The sequence below is a fragment of the Rhodopirellula halodulae genome (genome assembly GCF_020966775.1).
In the GTDB taxonomy this organism is placed as follows: domain Bacteria; phylum Planctomycetota; class Planctomycetia; order Pirellulales; family Pirellulaceae; genus Rhodopirellula; species Rhodopirellula halodulae.
Window position 1 is genome coordinate 1,901,559 of sequence record NZ_JAJKFV010000029.1, and the last position, 18,297, is coordinate 1,919,855.

The 18,297-nt window shown below is 55.3% G+C and carries 11 protein-coding genes; 3 read left to right on the top strand and 8 right to left on the bottom strand.

The annotated features are described in order from the left end of the window. Nucleotides 1–124: 124 nt before the first annotated feature. Together LOC70_RS19875 and LOC70_RS19880 are read right to left on the bottom strand one after the other, a co-directional pair. The gene (locus tag LOC70_RS19875) at nucleotides 125–1,684 is read right to left on the bottom strand and encodes a glycosyl hydrolase (RefSeq protein ID WP_230255717.1); all 1,560 of its coding nucleotides are present in this window, start codon (nucleotides 1,682–1,684) and stop codon (nucleotides 125–127) included. A gap of 230 nt (nucleotides 1,685–1,914) precedes the next feature. Next, nucleotides 1,915–3,312, bottom strand: a complete 1,398-nt coding sequence (locus LOC70_RS19880; protein ID WP_230255718.1) for a phospholipase D-like domain-containing protein — start codon at nucleotides 3,310–3,312, stop codon at nucleotides 1,915–1,917. 204 nt (nucleotides 3,313–3,516) lie between these two features. Here LOC70_RS19880 and LOC70_RS19885 point away from each other — a divergent pair, with 204 nt between their 5' ends. Next, on the top strand, nucleotides 3,517–4,713 hold the full coding sequence (locus LOC70_RS19885; protein ID WP_230255719.1) for an LptF/LptG family permease: 1,197 nt from the start codon (nucleotides 3,517–3,519) through the stop codon (nucleotides 4,711–4,713). 170 nt (nucleotides 4,714–4,883) lie between these two features. Then, nucleotides 4,884–5,747 carry a dienelactone hydrolase family protein gene (locus LOC70_RS19890; RefSeq protein ID WP_230255720.1) on the top strand — a complete coding sequence of 288 codons (864 nt, stop codon included), beginning with the start codon at nucleotides 4,884–4,886 and terminating at the stop codon, nucleotides 5,745–5,747. 105 nt (nucleotides 5,748–5,852) lie between these two features. On the opposite strand, the gene ylqF is transcribed toward LOC70_RS19890, so the two are convergent. From ylqF to LOC70_RS19915, 5 genes are all read right to left on the bottom strand, one after another. Beyond that, complete coding sequence (gene ylqF / locus LOC70_RS19895) at nucleotides 5,853–6,833, bottom strand: ribosome biogenesis GTPase YlqF (RefSeq protein ID WP_255716269.1); 981 nt, start codon at nucleotides 6,831–6,833, stop codon at nucleotides 5,853–5,855. A 183-nt stretch (nucleotides 6,834–7,016) separates the two neighbouring features. Then, on the bottom strand, nucleotides 7,017–8,342 hold the full coding sequence (fucP, locus tag LOC70_RS19900; protein WP_230255722.1) for an L-fucose:H+ symporter permease: 1,326 nt from the start codon (nucleotides 8,340–8,342) through the stop codon (nucleotides 7,017–7,019). A 103-nt stretch (nucleotides 8,343–8,445) separates the two neighbouring features. Continuing rightward, nucleotides 8,446–9,510, bottom strand: a complete 1,065-nt coding sequence (locus tag LOC70_RS19905; RefSeq protein WP_230255723.1) for an aldo/keto reductase — start codon at nucleotides 9,508–9,510, stop codon at nucleotides 8,446–8,448. Beyond that, complete coding sequence (locus LOC70_RS19910) at nucleotides 9,510–11,126, bottom strand: alpha-L-fucosidase (protein WP_230255724.1); 1,617 nt, start codon at nucleotides 11,124–11,126, stop codon at nucleotides 9,510–9,512. The genes LOC70_RS19905 and LOC70_RS19910 overlap by 1 nt, the downstream gene beginning before the upstream one ends. Before the next feature lie 328 nt (nucleotides 11,127–11,454). Then, nucleotides 11,455–12,312 carry a ThuA domain-containing protein gene (locus LOC70_RS19915; protein ID WP_230255725.1) on the bottom strand — a complete coding sequence of 286 codons (858 nt, stop codon included), beginning with the start codon at nucleotides 12,310–12,312 and terminating at the stop codon, nucleotides 11,455–11,457. Between the two features lie 119 nt (nucleotides 12,313–12,431). Between LOC70_RS19915 and LOC70_RS19920 the strand changes: the two genes are divergently transcribed. Then, complete coding sequence (locus LOC70_RS19920) at nucleotides 12,432–15,785, top strand: PVC-type heme-binding CxxCH protein (RefSeq protein WP_230255726.1); 3,354 nt, start codon at nucleotides 12,432–12,434, stop codon at nucleotides 15,783–15,785. A 102-nt stretch (nucleotides 15,786–15,887) separates the two neighbouring features. Here LOC70_RS19920 and pnp read toward each other — a convergent pair whose 3' ends face one another. Further along, a complete protein-coding gene (gene pnp / locus LOC70_RS19925) occupies nucleotides 15,888–18,140 on the bottom strand; it encodes a polyribonucleotide nucleotidyltransferase (protein ID WP_230255727.1) in 2,253 nt (750 codons plus the stop codon). Nucleotides 18,141–18,297: the final 157 nt, after the last annotated feature.

Here is an 18,297-nt window from a genome sequence, read left to right on the forward strand (position 1 = left end):
GTTTCAGAAATCTGGGCGTAACCTAAACAATCCCGAGTCTACCCAAACTGGCTGGCCTGTGAATTTTGAGCAAAGAAAATGACGGCTCGGTGGGAGAAGGGTTCCCTCTCGAGGGCGACGCGATTTATCCGTTCGCCAAGTGCTCGTCCGATTGAAGTGGAGGCAAAAACCGTTCGACACGCAGGTCGCAGACTCGAAGCCGCCCGCTTTCTAGGTTGAAACCGACCGCACCGACGTGGAAGGTTTGATCAGCCAAGGACAGCAGAACGCGATTGCCAACTGAGACTTCGATGTAGCTGCCGTACGCGATCAATTGAATCTCCGCTTCCCCGCGTTTTTCGCGTTCCCAGTAACCAGCCTGAAGCGTTCGAAATTGCATCGTTTCTTCGCCGGCACCATCGGGGCCGCTTCCCCACGCTCTCAGTTGGCCCACTCCTTTGAACAAGTCCAATGAGAGGTAGTAGCCATCGTGGTTTTCGCGATTCAACCGAAAGGCGATGCCGCACTTTCCATCGTTGAGCATTTGCATTTTGGCTCTCAGACGAAAACAGCTCAGGTCCTCTTCCATCACGAAGCACTGAAAACCCGACTCGCAGTTCATCTCGAACGACCCATCGTGTTTGGTTCGATCGGATTGGCAGTCGACCGATTTGATGGGGGTGAGTTTGTCGACTTCCAACTCCTCGTCCACCAAGGAATCGAAACCCTCAAAGGTGCGTACCTCGAGCTGACCATTGGGAAGGCGAGCGATTCGTTTGGGAGGCGGCATCAGGTTTTCGGTTTGACGGTCGGCTCCACCGGGAGTGAAGAACGACCACAGCAACACACCCCGCTCATCGTTGGTGATTCGACCGGCGTAGTTACCGCTGGCAAGCAGAACGTTGTCGGCATAGCTTCGCCAAGGCTTGCCAATTTTCTCGGTGTGCCAATAACGAATTTTCGCGTCTTCTCGCATACTGCCGACGAGGTAGTAGTCTCCGTTGATCTTGAACAAATTGGGGACTTCGATGTCGTCGTACAGTCCAGGATGATGTAGCGGGGGCCGCTGCTCGAATTGATTCGGCTTGGTTTCTTCCATCACCGCCACGCAACCACGGCGGACAATTGGTCCGTGGTTCACGCGACCCGCGGCGAGCAACCATCCACGAGCACCCTCGCGATAATAGAACGGGTCACGCCATGACACCCAGTTCCTGCCTTCGTCAATTTCGGACTCATAGTGTTCACGGTCCGGGCTGAGCGGAAAACAGCTCTGCATGTCTTGTTCGAAAGGAGGTTGCGGTGGACGAAGTGGCAGCTCGTAAGGCAATTCTGAACGTCGGTCCTCCCAAGCAACGGGGACCTTCTTCCAACAATACAAGTCATCGCTCTCTGCCATGCCCAAACGTTGCTTGGCTCCGTGATCTCGGCGTGAAAGTCCGGTGTAGAACATCCGCCATGATCCTTTGCGATGCGGATTGGGCGTCACGTGCATGGTCCAAAGCATGGAGTCGTCCCAGCTACCCGGATCACCGATGAACAATGCGTTCTCAACTCGCCGCCACGAGAAACAATTGTCGCTCACAGCGTGAGCGATGAAGTCGTGGTTGGGCAGGACGAGGTGAAAGAGATGGTAGATGCCATCGTGATAGATGACGTCAACGTCGCCCAGTGTCTTTCGCGTGCCAGCTGTTTCGGAATACATGAAGAAGAACGTTTGGTTGAAAGGAAACAGAGGTTGAAATGTGATGGGGCCGCCGCTGCGGTTGGCGAATCAACTCGGGCGGTTTGGCAATGCCGAGTGGACCTTTGGTGCGTTGATTTTATGAGATCGTGCTGTGTGGCACGTGCGAGCTACCATCAATTCAGGACGTGTTCGATTCTTGCTTGGAAGACGCCTGGTTGCTGAAAGACACCTGGTTGCGACGACCGACGTCACAACTCCGATGCGAACAAGCGTGCACAGAGTCCCAACGTCGCTCGCCAAGTCGTGGTTTCTGGCACGCCTTCATCGCAGTTGGGTAGCAACGATTCGTACCAGTCACTGAACCGCTTGATCGTCGGTTGGTCGTGCACCACAACGGATAGCTCGTAGTTCAAAAAGAACGATCTCACATCGAAGTTGGCTGAACCGACGAGGGCCGCCGACTGATCGATGATTCCTACCTTGGCGTGGACCATGGCGTCCTGATAGCGATAAATCTTTCCGCCCAAGTATTCGAGGTCGTTCATGTAATCGATACGGGCGTAATCCACGGGACGCAGATCACTGTTCTCAGGAACCAGGATTCTCACATCGATGCCTCGACGACACGCCGCCTCCAAAGAACTGATCGCTTGCGACGTCGGAACAAAGTAGGGCGTGCAAATCCAAATGCGTTCCTCCGCTCGATGGATCATGAAATCCCAGAAGTCCTCCAGGATCTCCTCTGGACCATCCGGCCCGATCGGCATGGTGGTCATCCGCGTCCGTTGATCATTCGCTGTGTTCTCAACGGATCGTTCATCAATTTGAAAATCCGTCGGTGGCAATTGCTCTTCCGTGACGAAGTTCCAATCGCTGCAGAACACCGCTTGCAATTGTGCCGCGGCAGGGCCTTCGATCTGGACGCTCATGTCCACCCAGCGATTGTCGTTGCCGGACACGTCAAGTTCTTCTTCGACCAAGTTGGCTCCACCAAGGATCGCTTTCCTCGCGTCAACGACCGCCAGCTTCCGGTGATTTCGGAAATTCAGATATGCCAACCGGCTGAGTTGAGACATTGGTTTGAAGCGTTCTGCTCGACCACCCGCCGCGCGGATTTGCTCCAGTTGTGTGTCCGACATTTGAAAGGAGCCGAATCCATCGCACAGCAAACGTACCTGGACGCCGTCGCGAGCTCGTCGGCAGAGCTGATCGACGATTCGCTGCGCGCCTTTTCGCTCATCCATGATGAAGGTCATGATGTAGATCGTGTCTTTCGCTTCCTCGATCAACCGCAAGTAGGCTTCCAAGACATCTCGCGTGTCATCGAGCAATTGGATTTCATTGCCCACCGTGGGGCGTCGCAACCCGCGAGTTTCGAGTAGCTTTTCCAAGCTCGTTTCCGCAGGGACGCTCGCGGCTTCGGCTGGAGGGAGATCGACCAGCTTGCGCTGTGAATGCTCAGCGGAGATTTTGCGACCGCCGAGCCATAGAAACAGAATCAAACCGATCGGCGGCGACAATAGAACCAGCCCCAACCATCCCAAACGTCCCACATTGTGACGTTCCTCGTGCCGAATCATCGTGATCGCCACGATGCTCAGGAATGCACCCGCAACGCTGCTGATGTATGCGACGAACCAAATCATTGACGGTGTGGGGCAGGATCCAAGGTGACAAGCTGTTTCGGAGTGCTACTCAGGCAGGAAACGTGCCAACTTGATAGCAATTCGCTCATTGAGCCCAACACACTCGTGTTTCACAGTCCGGCGTGAGTGGTCTGTCGTCCGCGCGAGACAATTTGCTATGCCACGTCTGACGAAGTGTTTCTCCCCGTTTTTGCTTGACAATCCGTGATCCCCACCCGTTTAACACGCACGATCCTGTTCGAGATCCTTCGGATCTTCGTGATCGCGTTGGTGGTGCTCACAACGTTGATTTTGCTCATCGCGGTGGGACGGGAGTTGATTCGAAAAGGGCTCGGCCCGATGGCAGTGCTGCAGCTCTTGCCATTCGCGATCCCGATTTCTTTGCAGCATGCCGTTCCGGCGACCGCGTTGTTTTCCGTTTGCTGTGTTTATGGACGGATGGCGGCGGATGGCGAAATCTCGACGGTCAAAGCATCGGGCATTTCGCCGTTGAAGTTGCTGCAGCCGGCGATTGTTTTCGCGGCGTTGCTCAGCCCCGTCGCGGTGTATTGCAGCGACATGGCGGTTTCCTGGGGCAAGCCCGGTGTGAAGCGAGTGGTGTTGCTGTCGATCGAAGACATCGCCTACCGCTTGCTGCAGTCCGACCATTCCTACACCTCCGATCATGGGTTTTCGATCCACGTTCGCGAAATTGTTGGCCGGCGAATGATTTCCCCAAGAGTCACCGTTCGCGGCAATGGCGACGACGCTTTCACGGTCACTGCCAACGAAGGGCAATTGGTCATGGACGAGGAAAGCCAATCGTTGAAACTCAAATTGATCGACAGTGAAATGATTCGCGGGAAAGCTCTTCAGGGCTACATCCCGGGCGAATACGACTTCGAGATTCCGCTGGGCAACGCGTTGGACGAAGACGACATTTCAACACGCAGTCCCAGTGAGTTGCCGTTGCGTCTGATTCGTGACGAGAAGTTGCGACAGCGAGAACGGACTCACGCAAAGATCGGTGAGCTGGCCGCCTTCACCGGATTCTCGTTGATGACCTCGCGCCCGACCGAGATCGGTGGCGAGAAATCACAATCGATCCAATCCAGCCTCAACGGCAGTCGTCATCGCTTGACGCGTTTACGAACGGAGCCTTGGCGACGTTGGGCAGAAGGCTTCACTTGCTTCTTCTTTGTCCTCGTCGGTGCTCCGCTGGCAATTGTGGCTAAAACCAGCGATTACTGGACCACCTTCGGAATGTGCTTCCTGCCGACGATCCTGGTCTACTACCCGCTGTACTTGTTGGGGCTGGATCAAGCGAAATCAGGCGACATGCCACCCTACGGTGTTTGGATTGGCAATGTGGTGTTGTCGGGCGTCGGGTTGTTGTTGATCGCCCGTGTGCGACGCTACTGATCCTGAGTCATCGGCGTATCATGCCAAGTTGCTTCGCACCAGAGTGATCTTTCGTACCCAGCGATAGCCAGAAAGAGATCGCTTCCTCGCCGACTCTTTTCGATGGGGCGGTTCAGACTCTACAATCGCGCAACGAATTTCCATCACGTCGCACTTCACGAGGTTCAGCCATGCTGCGTTCGACCAACGCATTTTTCGTTCGCTCCACAAGCCGGTTCACCGGGGCCGTTGCAGGAGGTTTGATCGCACTTTGCTTGCTCAGCAGTATTGCTCAAGCTGAGATTCAAACTCAGACCATTGTTTATCAAGACGGCGATGTGACGTTGGAAGGGTTTTTGGCGTTCGATACCAAAGTCCGTCCCGCGGGGACTCAGGGCATGGAAGGAAAGCCTGGCGTCTTGGTCGTTCATCAATGGATGGGACTGACGGACTACGAACGTCGTCGTTGCAAACAACTCGCTGAGCTCGGCTACGTCGCGTTTGCTTTGGATATCTACGGTCGAGGCGTTCGGCCTGCTGATACGACCGAAGCGGCGTCGATGTCAGGCAAATACAAAGGTGATCGCGAATTGTATCGACGCCGGCTGAATCTTGGCCTGGAACAACTTCGCAAAGCGGAAAACGTCGCGGAGGGGCATCTTGCCGCCATCGGTTATTGCTTCGGCGGAACGGGCGTGCTTGAGTTGGTTCGAAGTGGAGCGGAGGTCAACGGTGTGGTCAGCTTCCATGGCGGATTGGATTCACCAACGCCTGAAGACGGAGCCAACATCCAGGCCAAAATTCTTCTCTGCCATGGTGCGGACGATCCCTTCGTTCCCGAAGAAGACATCAAAGCCATGATTGCTGAGTTCGATGAGCATGAAGTTGATTGGCAAATGAATGTTTACGCCAACGCGGTGCATTCATTCACTCAGCCGATGGCGGGCAATGACAACAGCAAAGGAGCTGCCTACAACGAGAAAGCCGACATGCGATCTTGGGATGCCATGCGGGTCTTCTTTCACGAACTGTTCGCGACCAAAAGCACGAACTAGTTCAGTTGAATTGGTGCCTGAAACGGCAGACTGTCTGAACCGATTGGCAAAATGTGACGACGATTGTTGTCGAAAATTCGTCACACTTTGCGTTGAGCATCACGCTCACCGACGACGTTCGCGACGTGAAGCGTCCATTTCGCGAGACTTTCGTTGGGCTCGCTGTTTGGCTTTGAAACGCTTCTTGCGTTTCTCGTCCTTCAAGCGAGCCGCTTCCGCCGCTTCCGCCACGGCTTTTTCCGTTTGCAAGCGTTCTCGCTGCATCGTGGCCGGCGTTTCGAGTGTCAGACGTCCCAGACCGCCCGAGCGATATTCCTGAATCAAAATTCGCGACGCTCGTTCCAAATCGACTCGGTTGTTTCGACCTAAGCAACCGCGTCGACGACCGATGTCTTCAATGATGCCGAGTTCGTTTTCGGCAATTTCTTCCAGGTCGAAACGTTCGGCCAATCGGTCCGGGTAGTGCTGGCTGAGGTGCCGTGCCGCGAAAAAGCCGACGTCGCTGTAGTCCATCGCCGTGTCCTTGATGGACCCAATCAATGCCAAACGGTAGCCGCTATTTGGGTTGTGGACTTTCGGCCAGAGCATGCCGGGCGTATCCCACAAAATGACGCCGTCACCAATGTCGACTTTTTGCTGATGCTGGGTCACGGCGGGCGTGTTCCCCGTTTTCGCGACTTTGCGTCCTGCCAAAAAATTGATGATGGTGGATTTGCCCACGTTGGGGATCCCCATCACCATGGCATTGATCAGTCGGCCCTGGCGTTGCGGGCACATGCCGATCACAGCGGACTTCAAACGACGGATGGTGGGCACATCTTCCGTCGTGACCGCACGGGCACGAGTCGACTCGGATCGTTCGAAGAACTCCAGCCATTCCTCCGTCATCCGCGGGTCGGCCAAGTCTGACTTGGCCAACACCTTCAAACAGGCTTTGTCTCCTCGCAAATCCGACAGCAACGGGTTGGCGCTGGAATATGGAATGCGAGCGTCGATGATCTCAATCACCACGTCCACTTTGGGAAGTGCGGATTGCATCTCCAGCCGAGCTTTGTGCATGTGGCCAGGAAACCATTGAATCGACATTGCAGCGACGGTGATGAGCGGGGGAGCGGGTTGCCGACGGTTGATTTCAAGGCAATCGAGATCAACCGTTCCGCTCCAGTGTCACACAGAAGCCGCCGTTTGGCTAACCCTGAAACATGATCGACTCATGGCAAGGTGTGGGCGAACAATTTCATTTGGCCGCCCGCACCCGTCACCTCGGCATCAAGCCACCGCGGGAGTCGGTTCAGGCTGTGGTTTTGCCGTGGAGAGTCCGTAGATCGCGATCACGATGAAACAGATGACCGGCAAAACAAACGAGAGGTTCAGTGACCACGAATCGATCAAATAGCCCTGCAGCGGAGGCATGATCGAGCCACCGGCAATGGCCATCACCAAACCGGCGGCACCCAGTTTTGCATCGTCCCCGACACGATCCAGGGCGATTCCGTAGATCGTTGGGAACATCAATGACATGCAACCCGATACGCCGACCAATGCCCAAAGACCAATTTGTCCGCCCACAAACATGACGGGAAGCAGCAGTCCGATCGCACCCAAGGCCAGGACCATCAACAAGGCTCCCGGGCGAACGTACTTGAGCAGGAACGTGCAAACGAATCGGGCGACTGCGAAAAGCACCATCGAGTACAGGGTGAAGGACGATGCCGCAGCGGCTGCCTCCCCGGCGGACATGCCTTCGTCCATGAAGACCGCTTTGCCGTATTGGGCGGTGAACGTCCAGCACATGATCTGAGCACCGACGTAGAAGGCTTGTGCGATAACGCCTCCCACATATCGCGAATTGGCAAACAGTCGCGAAAGCGTGCCACCGATATCGAGTGATCCATCAGCGTCATGATTGCGAGGCATTTTCTTGACCAGAATCAAGATGAACATCGTGACGATGACCAGTCCGATTGCCACGTAGGGGCCGCGAACAATCGCGAGGTCCGAAAACTTCATCGCATCGAATTGTTCCGCCGGCAACTCGGCTCGCTCCGGTCCATCGAGCGGATTGATGTTCGAAAGAATTGCGTACTTCGCGGTCAGGATGCCGACGATCGAACCGAGTGGGTTGAAGGATTGTGCCAAGTTCAGACGCTGGGTCGCCGTGGATTCCGGTCCCATCGAAAGAATGTAAGGATTGGCACTCGTCTCAAGAAAACTTAGTCCGCAAGTCATCACGAAAAACGCGATGAGAAACGGCATGAATTCACCAACGCTGGCCGCGGGAATGAATGCCAGTCCACCCAAGGCGTACAGCGCCAATCCAACCAGCAAGCCTGTCTTGTACGAGAACTTCTTAATGAACAGAGCGGCCGGCAATGCCATGAAGCAGTAGCCACCATAAAAAGCAAACTGCACGAACGAACTGACGAAGTTACTTTGGTTGAAGATGCGGCCAAAGGCTTCCACCAGAGGGTTGGTGATGTCGTTCGCGAATCCCCAGAGGGCAAAACAAAACGTCGTGAGAATGAATGCAACCAAGTAACTCTTGGGGACCACTTCCGTTTGGTTTTGTGTGTCCGCGACGCTGGATTCGGCCATGAGTTTCCGGAGGAGAGTAGAGGTGGGGAGGACGGGAGAAGAGAACTCATTGGTGAGTTCATGCGGGCTCGATCAGTATGCCGGCCCAATGATAGCGGTTGCTTCAAACAAAGGGGTAAGCCGGATCGACCAAGCCTTCTTGTTTCATCGAATCCCAGAAGGCCTTTGGCGGATTCGCTGATACCAAGCCAACGTTCTGCGCAATGCGTTTTGGATTGCTGCTGTTCAGCGCCGTGGCAATAACCCCCGGAGGCGACATTCCAAATGCCACGCAAGCTTCGGCGGGCAAGACGCCATGTTGCTCGCAGTGATGATGGAAGCGATCTCGCCAACAAATCAGGACTTGGTCTTCTGCTGATTCTCCGGTGACCTTGCGGTAATCGTAGTATTGACCGCCCGTCAAAAAGCCGGCGTGGAACACCGCCGAGTTGATGATGCTGACATTGCTTTGCCGCATTCGCTCGATGAAGTCCAACAATGCCGGCGGGTGTTCGCGGATGGTCAAACTGGTTGCCAGCATCACCCAGTCCAATGGGAACGCTCGTGTCAACTCTTCGGAAACTCGCCAGTCTTTCGATCCCACGCCAATGCCGAGCACGTCGCCTCGGTCTCGCAGTTCACTCAATGCCTGATAGGCGCCGAGGATGTCATCCCAGCGTCGTTTTCGATCATCCTCGCTGGTTGACGCAGTGAGGTACTCGTCCGGGTCATGAACCGATACTAACTGCGGTTGGTAGGGGGCCATCAACTCGCAGCCCTGTTCCCAGCAACGCAGGATGCCGTCGTAACTGATGTCCTGGACAGCGTCGTGCTCGAGTCCCACCCAAGCACCGGGTTCGAACGTCGGCTCGGGCGTCTTCAACGGAACCCGTCGCCAACCAAGCTTGTTGCTGATCAACACTTGATTGGGAGAAATTTCCAGGGAACGCAACGCGTCGGCCATGCATTCAAGTGCGAGGCCAGCGCCGTACTTTCCCGCGGAGTCCGCTGCAACGACACCGTTGCAGTGTTCGAACCATTCGGAAACGATCGACCGTTTGGTGTTTTGATCGACCGCTTGATAGAGATTGCCCAACGCACTCGTGCCAAAAACGATTGGCGGTAGAACGTTGCCAATCGATACATCGGCAGCTTTCTCTCGAGGTCGAGAGGCGATGGACTCTGGCATCACTGAGTTACCTTCAGGACATAAGCAAACTTCGACGCGTTCTCTTCAGGAAGCGTCACCACGACTCCGTCTTCACTGCGTTCCCATTTGATTTCCTTGTCGGACCCCAGCAACGTGATGGCGCCGATCTCTTCGGTATAAAGTTCGCTGCCACTGGCCAACGTTTTGACCGTCACTTGATTGTTCTCTGGCCATTTCAAACCATGCACGTACAGTGTGTCGTCCTTGGTCGTGAATCGCAGGTCTTCCGATGTAAACGGCTTGTCTTTCGATTCGGAAACGTGACCCGTTGAGACGGATGTGGGACCTTCACCGAAGGTCTTCCAATAAGTCGTGCCATAGATCGCTTCCCCATTGACCTTTAACCAATCGCCGATTGCTTTCAGGATCGCTTGGTCTTCATCGGGAATGGTGCCGTCTGCACGGGGACCGACGTTCAGGAGAAGGCAACCGTTCTTGCTGACGATGTCCACCAAATCGTTGACCAAACGCTCGGGCGTCTTGTAGCGTTGGTTTTTGGTGTAACCCCAAGAGCTGGAGCTGACCGCGGTGTCCGTTTGCCAGAAAGGTTTGCGGATCTCGGCCATCTTCGAACGCTCTTTGTCCAGAACCGCGGCCGATTCAGGGAACGCGTTGAACTTGTAGTTGATGATGCCCAAGTCCTCGTTGGAGGACGTCTTGTTGTAGTAGTAGGCAGCAAATTTTTGCAGGTGTTCAGCGAACGAATTGTTCAGGTGGTCGGTGTCTTGGTGCTTTGGGGTGATGCCGAAGTCGAACCAAAACACGTCGGGCTGATACTTGTCGATCAGCTCGCACGAACGAGCCAACCAGTCATCTTTGAATTGTTGGTCTTGTGGGACGAAACTTTTGCGGTAATCCCACGCATCATCTTCGAACAAGAACGGCATCGGACGGCCGTAGAGATCAGCGTACTGAGGGTCCGCGTTGTCGAATGATGGATCGCGGACGTAGAACATCCAATTGAATGCACGGTGGCTGCTGACGCCGAATTTCATTCCTTCAGCCCGGATGGCCTCGGACAATTCTTGGATGATGTCGCGTTTGGGCCCCATCTCCGAGGCGTCCCAGCGTGTGAACGCACAGTCGTACATGGGGAACCCGTCGTGGTGCTCCGCAACAGGAATGACGTAGCGAGCGCCGGTGTCCTTGAAGAGCTTGGCCCACGCTTTCGCGTCGAACTTCTCGGCTTTGAATTGTGGGATGAAGTCTTTGTAGCCGAATTCCTTTTGCGGACCGTAGGTCTTCACATGGTGTTCGAAGAAGTTGTCTCCTCGACGACCGCGGTTGATATACATCTGCCGCGGATACCACTCGCTGCCAAACGCGGGAACGCTGTAGGCGCCCCAGTGAATGAAGATGCCGAATTTGGCGTCCTTGTACCACTGCGGAATCTCGTAGGCTTCCAACGAATTCCATTCCGCTTGGAAGGGGCCGCTTTCGATCGTCTCGTGAATGGATTCCAGCGCGGGCTCAACCTGCGGATGCGGGAGCGTGGCTGGGTGTGGCTGGGATTGGTCTTGGGCAAGGGCGAGCGGGGAAGTGACGCACGCCAAAATGGCTGTCAAAACAGTCCGGAATTTCATGCTGCTGCTCATCAGGAAGGCGGGGCAACGATGGGGTTAGGGAGGATCATTTGTCTTCAGGGGTTCATTCTGACGGATTAGTTTCCACTGGAGAGCGGGGAATCCCATAGCCGAGTTTGAAATTTGCATGTCGATTTTTAAACCGTTGAGGCGTGGTGTTGTGTCGATTGCCGGAACGTAATTGATTCTGTGCGAACAAAAAAAACGGCGGACCATTCGGGTCCGCCGTTCACGTTGATTGATCAGTTGGTTGGTTTGCGAGTCAGCTCGGGCTGGTGATCTGCCGTGACTGACAGCCCGTTTGCCAAATTCACTTGTTTGCCAAAATCAGTGGCTACTGCTATTTCGATTCTTCTTGCAAACGACCGGCGGCCCACAGAACCCCGCGGGAGACCAAGTCCATGTAGCGAGCATCGGCGACGGTCTCATTTTGGTGTCCCAGCGATGTGCTGAAAATTCGCGTTTTGTTGGGGCCGTACTCGTTGGTCCATGCAACGACGGCGGTGGCTGTGTTGGGCTGCGCGTTGGGGTCTTGTTTGAGTTGGCGTTTGTTGGGTGGAGTCTCCTGGACTCCGCTAATCAGAGCCGATGCGCCATCGAAGATGCGAACGTTGTTGTAAAGTTCTTCGTTGATGGTGGTCCAGTCTTTCATGCCCTTGGTGATTGGGTGTTCGTTCTGGTGCTGAATGTCGATTGGAAACTTGGGGCCGTGACCGCTGGATTGCAGACCCAGCATCTCAAACCATCCGGCGTTCTCGGCACCCGGTTGCACGGGGTTTTTGTAGTCGCCCCATCGATAGCTGTGCATGGCGCAGTGCAAGTTCACAGCGGGGACGCCGTCAAGGTGCGTGTCTAGGATTCGGTTGACGTACGGCTTTTCAGTGACGTTGGCGGAACACTCATCGTGGATCACGACATCGTAGCCGTCGGCCCACTCATCCGATTCGTAGATCTCGAAACGGGCCTGAGTGGACTTGTCATCGCTCAACACCACCGTGACCTCTGCGTCGATTCTTTCTTCGAGTCCTTCCTTCAACAACTTGGACTGCGTTGCGTAATCGTGGCAGCAGCCCCCCGCGACCAGCAGGACCTGAAGTTTGTCGGAGGAAGGTGATTGTGCTTCATCGCCGTAGGCAGTGAGATTCAGGAACGCCGGGGCGAGGGCTGCGGCAAGTGCTAGCGGAAGGTGTTTGAGCATCGGTGAGATCTTCGGGAGGGTGAGTCGAGGAAGGAAACACATTGTAAACCACCAATGCTGAAATGGGTTGGGGTATGGTGTTTTCCAGCCAAAACCAACTGCCGAATTGAAGGAAAGCAATGTCGTCCACCCTTTCGTTGTTGAGTCGAATACGGAAACGCTTGCCGCAATCCGCGAAACGATGGTCGTTGATGGCCATTTTTGTCGTTGGCTGGGTTGTCGGTAGCCGAAGCGTCGTTTTGGACGCGGAGCAACCCGTTCATTCGCCCGAGGCACCCATCGGGGCGGAGGAACCACTCACCGAACCGGCGGTGTATGGCGAGGGAGTGCGGTCGACGGGGCATCGATCACCTCAGGAGGAGATGCAGGGTTTTCACCTGCCCCCGGATTTTGAGATCCGTTTGTTCGCTGCTGAGCCGCAAATCGCGAAACCTTTGAACATGGCGTTGGACGATCGCGGAAGATTGTGGGTGACCAACACGGTGGCCTACCCGTACCCAGTCGCGAACGACGAAGTTGGGCCTGACTCGATCAAGATTCTTGAAGACAAAGACGGAGACGGTTTCGCGGAGTCCGTCGTCACCTTTGCAGATGGTTTGAACATTCCCATGGGCGTGTTGCCATTTGGCGATGGATGTTTGTGCTTCAGCATTCCGAACATTTGGTATTTGAAAGACACCGATGGCGATGGGCGATCTGATGAGCGAGAAATCATTCTCGGGCCGTTTGATACGACACGCGACACGCATGGGATGATCAACGCAATGCGGGATGGCGGTGATGGTTGGATCTACGCTTGCCACGGTTTCAGCAACCGCAGTCAAGTAGCAGGTAGAGATGGACACGAGGTTTCCCTGGTGTCTGGAAACACGTTCCGATTTCGTCCGGATGGGAGCCGAATTGAACGAGTCACGAAGGGGCAGGTGAATCCTTTTGGGATGACGAGTGACGAATGGGGATATTGGTATTCGGCGGATTGCCACAGCAAACCGATCACACAATTGATTGCGGGGGCATGCTATCCAAGCTTTGGCCTGCCGCACGATGGCTTGGGGTTTCTCCCGCCGATGATGGAGACTTTGCACGGTAGCACCGCGATTTCAGGGATTCAGTACTTTCCTCCGGACTCGCCAAACGTTCCGCTTCGCGGGAGTTTTTTGAGCGGCAATGTGATGACATCTCGCTTGAATTGGACTTCGCGTGTGTTTGACGGGGCGACCGCGAAGGGAGAGGCGAATCCTGATTTCTTGACCAGTGATGATCCGTGGTTTCGCCCGGTTGATCTGCAAGTGGATGGTTCGGGGAACATCTACGTTGCTGACTTCTACAATAAAATCATTGGTCACTATGAGGTGCCTTTGGAGCATCCCGGTCGTGACCGAACGAGTGGACGGATTTGGCAGATTCGTTACATGGGGCCACGAGTGGATGCCCAGCATTCGTCTAGCGAAAAACAGCGGTTGGTTTCGCGAATTCGTCGGAGTACCGACGTTAATTCAGGTGAGTTCACTCTGTCCGATCTTCGCGAATTGCTGGCGCATGAAAATTCGCATGTGGTGAGATCGGCTGCCGAGTGTCTTGGGCAACGGGGGGACGTCTCCGATGTAAATCGTCTGTTGTCTTCTTTGGCAGAAGTTGACGACGAAGATGTGGTGCTGCGGCAGACGATTCGTATCGCCATACGCGATCTGCTGATTCGGACGCCATCTAGTGACCCATTTTGGAATGCGGAGTCGGATCGCGAGGTCGCTTCGATCATGCTTGGGATCAACGATGAAAAAGTCGTAACACCAATCTTGAAACATCTGAAGTCGTTGGCGACGTCAAATGTCGACCAAGCAACCAGCGAGGCATTGCTAGGTCACGCTGTGTCGCTAGCCAGGCCGAAGCAGTTGGAAGCTTGTGTGGATTTGGCCAGGCGATTGTCCGATGACGATGCCGAACGTGCGTTTCAGTGGTTGGGGCTTCTTTACGAAGCTGGCGGAACTCGCGCGGCAAATGTTCCAACTCCGATTCGAAATTGGGCTCTGGAATTGATCAAGGCCGAGTGGGCTGATTTGACATCGGCTGACCAAATTCCTGTCGCATGGTTTGCCTCGGGTGATCAGGAGTGGCGGTCAGAGTCGCGTCTGATTTCAGCAGCCATTCCCAATGTGGAGCACGAAGAGTTTGCAAAGTTGCGTAGCAGCTTCCCACTCGGTGAAACGTATGTCGGCACCCTCGCCAGCGATTGGTTGCTCGCTCCCAAGCGAATCTCTTTCTGGATCGCGGGGCACAATCTGCCTCCCGGTGAGTCGAACGATGATGCGAATGTGGTCCAGCTACGATCGGCGAGTGGCGGTCAAGTTGTCCATCGCGTGTCGGTGCCCCGATCCGACGTTGCTCAACATGTGGTTTGGAATACCGGCGAACTGAAGGGCGAGCTGGTTCGCATCGAGGCTGTCGATGGCGACGCGGGGAATGCGTACGCATGGGTGGCATTGGGGCAGTTTGATCCCGCTTGGTTGGAGCCGAATGAATCGACCTCGCGTTGGAAGCGGTTGCTGGATTGGGCCGAGAAAATTCGTCCCGAAGGTTTCGACTCTGTTCTTCGAAAGCGTTTGGCCAACGAACAACTTGGTTTACTTGCCAGGCTGCGTTTGGCGAAAACCCTGGCGAACTTGGGCGGTGAAGCTGAATACGCTGCGCTAGCGGCATTTACGCTGCGACATGACCTGTCGCCGCAAAACATCGATGCTGTGTTGCAAGCGATTCTCGATGCAGGATCGAACCCAGCCGGTGTGTTGGCCGAGGTGGCAAAACTTTTGAGCGCACGACAGCAAGTTCAGTTGGCTGGTCATTGGCTGCGTGGTGGGGCGAATGTCGAGACACTGCTTGAATCGATTGAGAATGGCCATTTGGCGAAAGAGTTGCTAGCCGATGCTGATGTCGAACAACTGTTGTCGGCGGGGGCCGATGATTCGCTACAAGCCCGCGTGGAAAAATTGGTCTCAGAAATCAACGATGACGATGCCAAGCTGGTGGCTTTCTCGCAGAAGCTGGAATCCGTTCGTTCGCAACTCGGCGACCCTAGTCTTGGCAAAGCTGTTTTTGCGAAGCACTGTCAGGCTTGTCACCAACTTCATAGCGAAGGCATGCTCGTTGGGCCGCAATTGGATGGAGCGGTGACACGCAGCTTTGAAAGGCTGATGGAAGATGTCTTGCTGCCGGATCGGAACATCGACCAGGCCTTTCGGACTCAGAGCCTGCTGCTGGATGACGGCCGAGTAGTGGTCGGCTTAGTTGCAGAAGAGAGTGCGACGATCCTACGCGTCACAACTTCGGATGGGAAAACGCAACGCGTGACGGCCGATTCCGTTGAATTGCAAAAGGAGTCGTCGCGATCGCTGATGCCGAATAATTTTGATGAGCTGATGTCAGTAGATGACATGGCCAACTTGATGGCTTACCTCAAGCAACCGGTCGCGCCTTGAGTCGACAAAAAAATCCCCGGTGTTGAACCCAACACCGGGGACTCGATGCTTCATTTGCAAGTCGCGAAACCTAAGTCGCGAAGCGCGAGTTACGGTGAGCGATCAGTCGCGGTCGCGTCCGCCACCACCGCCGCGACGTGGGCCGCGGCCTCGACCGCCACCACCGCCGCCACGACGACGACGTGGACGGTCTTCGCCGTCACCTCCGCCTTCACCGTCGCTGGATCCTTCGCCTTCAACGGCCAATGGATCGTCTTCGCCGAGCTCTTCCAGAGCTTTGCGACGGCTCAGCTTCACGCGGTCATGTTCGTCGACATCGATCACGAGAACCTTCATTGCATCGCCGACGGCGATCACCTGATCCAGGCTGCTGATGTAGCCGCCACTCATCTCGCTGATGTGAACCAATCCGTCGCGTCCAGGTAGGATTTCAACAAAGGCACCAAACTCTTTGATGCTGCTGACGGTTCCGTCGTAGATTTTGCCGATCTGGACGGTCGCGGTGCAGGCTTCCACCTGACGCATGGCTTCTTGCGCCGATTCTTTGTTGCTGCTGGCGACCAAGACGGTTCCTTCATCATCAACTTCGATGACGGCACCGGTGGTTTCTTGGATACCGCGGATGTTTTTGCCGCCGGGGCCGATCAAAGCACCGATCTTGTCGGGCGAGATCTTGGTGCGGAGCAAACGAGGAGCGGTTGGCGAGATTTCGCGACGAGGACGTGGGATCGTCGTCAGCATCTTCTTGAGGATCTCGATCCGAGCTTCGCGAGATTGCTTCAGCGTGGCGCGGATGATGTCGTTGGCGATTCCGGTGACCTTCAGGTCCAACTGGATCCCGGTGATGCCGTTTTGCGTACCAGCAATCTTGAAGTCCATGTCACCGAAGTGGTCTTCGGTTCCGAGGATGTCGGTGATCAAGCACCAGTTGTCGTCGGTTTCGCGAACCAGACCGACCGAGATCCCGGCGACGGGATTGCTGATCGGCACACCCGAGGCCATCAGGCCAAGAGTTGCACCGCAGACGGAAGCCATCGAGGAGCTACCGTTGGATTCGGTGATGTCGCTGATCACGCGAATCGTGTAAGGGAAGTCGTCCGCCGATGGCAAGACGGGAGCCACACTGCGTTCCGCCAAGCATCCGTGTCCGATTTCACGACGGCCTGGGCCACGGATCGGACGGCATTCGCCAACCGAGTAGGACGGGAAGTTGTAGTCCAGCATGAACTTCTTGCTGTACTCGTCTTGCAGGCCGTCGACGCGTTGTTCGTCACGGCTGGTTCCCAGAGCGATGGTAATGAGTGCTTGCGTCTCACCACGTTGGAACATGGCCGAACCATGAACGCGGGGCAGCAAGTCCGTTTCGCAGTGGATCGCACGCAGCGATTTGTGATCGCGACCGTCGGGACGTGTGCCAGCCAAGATCAGGTCACGAACGACTTTTTCTTCCAGGTCGTGCCACACGGTCTTGAAGCGATTGATGCAGACAGCGCCATCGGCGTCTGGATCAGGAATGACGTCGGCCATGGCACGGTCGCGAATTTCGCGAACGGCGTCTTGGCGAGCCAATTTGCCCGAGGTTTGCTGAGCCGCTTTGAAGTCGTTGTAGTAGGCGTCGGTCAGACGCTGCAACAATCCGTCGTCCTCAGGAGCTTCGAAAGGAACCTTTTCAGGGCTGACCTTGTTGTAGAACTCTTCTTGCAGATCGATGACTTCGCGAATCGCATCGTGTGCGAACGTGATGGCTTCCATCATCTCGTCTTCTGGCATTTCGTTGGCGAAGCCCTCGATCATGGCAACCATTTCGCGGCTACCGCTGACGATCATGTCCAACTCGCTTTCTTCGAGTTGGTCCGCGGTCGGGAAGGCGATCAATTTGCCATCGATCTTGCCGACTCGCACGCTGCCCAAAGGACCTTGGAAAGGCAGTGAGCTGATATGGCAAGCGGTGGCTCCACCGATCATTGCCAAGACGTCACCATCGTTTTGCAAATCGCTGGCGATGACGGTCGCTTGGATTTGAACTTCATCTTTGAAACCGTTGGGCCACAGCGGACGGATCGGGCGGTCCATCAATCGCGAGCTAAGGATTTCTTTGGTGCTTGGGCGGCCTTCGCGTTTCAGGAATCCACCGGGGAATTTGCCAGCCGCAGCCAAACGCTCGCGGTAATCACACATCAATGGGAAGAAATCGATTCCCGGGCGAGGAGCACCGGAGGCGACGGCCACCAGCACGACCGTTTCGCCGTATTGCACCAGCACACTGCCGGCGGCTTGTTTCGCGATTTGGCCTGTTTCAAACGACAGCACCGAATCGCCAATCTTTCGCTCCACGCGAATTTTTTGAACACTCACAACAACCTCTTTTCCTGCATCTACACAACAAACAACAATTTGGAACGGTTTCTCCGAAACCGGCCCGTTTTGCATCCCCGGCCGACAAGGCCACGTCAGCCTCAACAGCCGATGGGAACAGACGGCGACACGGTCGCCGCACAACAAAATGAAGAAC

What these genes read in the sequence shown, in the direction of transcription:
- LOC70_RS19875 (WP_230255717.1), bottom strand. Translation starts at nt 1,684, where the DNA reads ATGTATTCCGAAACAGCTGGCACGCGAAAGACACTGGGCGACGTTGAC.
- LOC70_RS19880 (WP_230255718.1), bottom strand. Translation starts at nt 3,312, where the DNA reads ATGATTTGGTTCGTCGCATACATCAGCAGCGTTGCGGGTGCATTCCTG.
- LOC70_RS19890 (WP_230255720.1), top strand. Translation starts at nt 4,884, where the DNA reads ATGCTGCGTTCGACCAACGCATTTTTCGTTCGCTCCACAAGCCGGTTC.
- ylqF (WP_255716269.1), bottom strand. Translation starts at nt 6,833, where the DNA reads ATGTCGATTCAATGGTTTCCTGGCCACATGCACAAAGCTCGGCTGGAG.
- fucP (WP_230255722.1), bottom strand. Translation starts at nt 8,342, where the DNA reads ATGGCCGAATCCAGCGTCGCGGACACACAAAACCAAACGGAAGTGGTC.
- LOC70_RS19905 (WP_230255723.1), bottom strand. Translation starts at nt 9,510, where the DNA reads ATGCCAGAGTCCATCGCCTCTCGACCTCGAGAGAAAGCTGCCGATGTA.
- LOC70_RS19910 (WP_230255724.1), bottom strand. Translation starts at nt 11,126, where the DNA reads ATGAGCAGCAGCATGAAATTCCGGACTGTTTTGACAGCCATTTTGGCG.
- LOC70_RS19915 (WP_230255725.1), bottom strand. Translation starts at nt 12,312, where the DNA reads ATGCTCAAACACCTTCCGCTAGCACTTGCCGCAGCCCTCGCCCCGGCG.
- LOC70_RS19920 (WP_230255726.1), top strand. Translation starts at nt 12,432, where the DNA reads ATGTCGTCCACCCTTTCGTTGTTGAGTCGAATACGGAAACGCTTGCCG.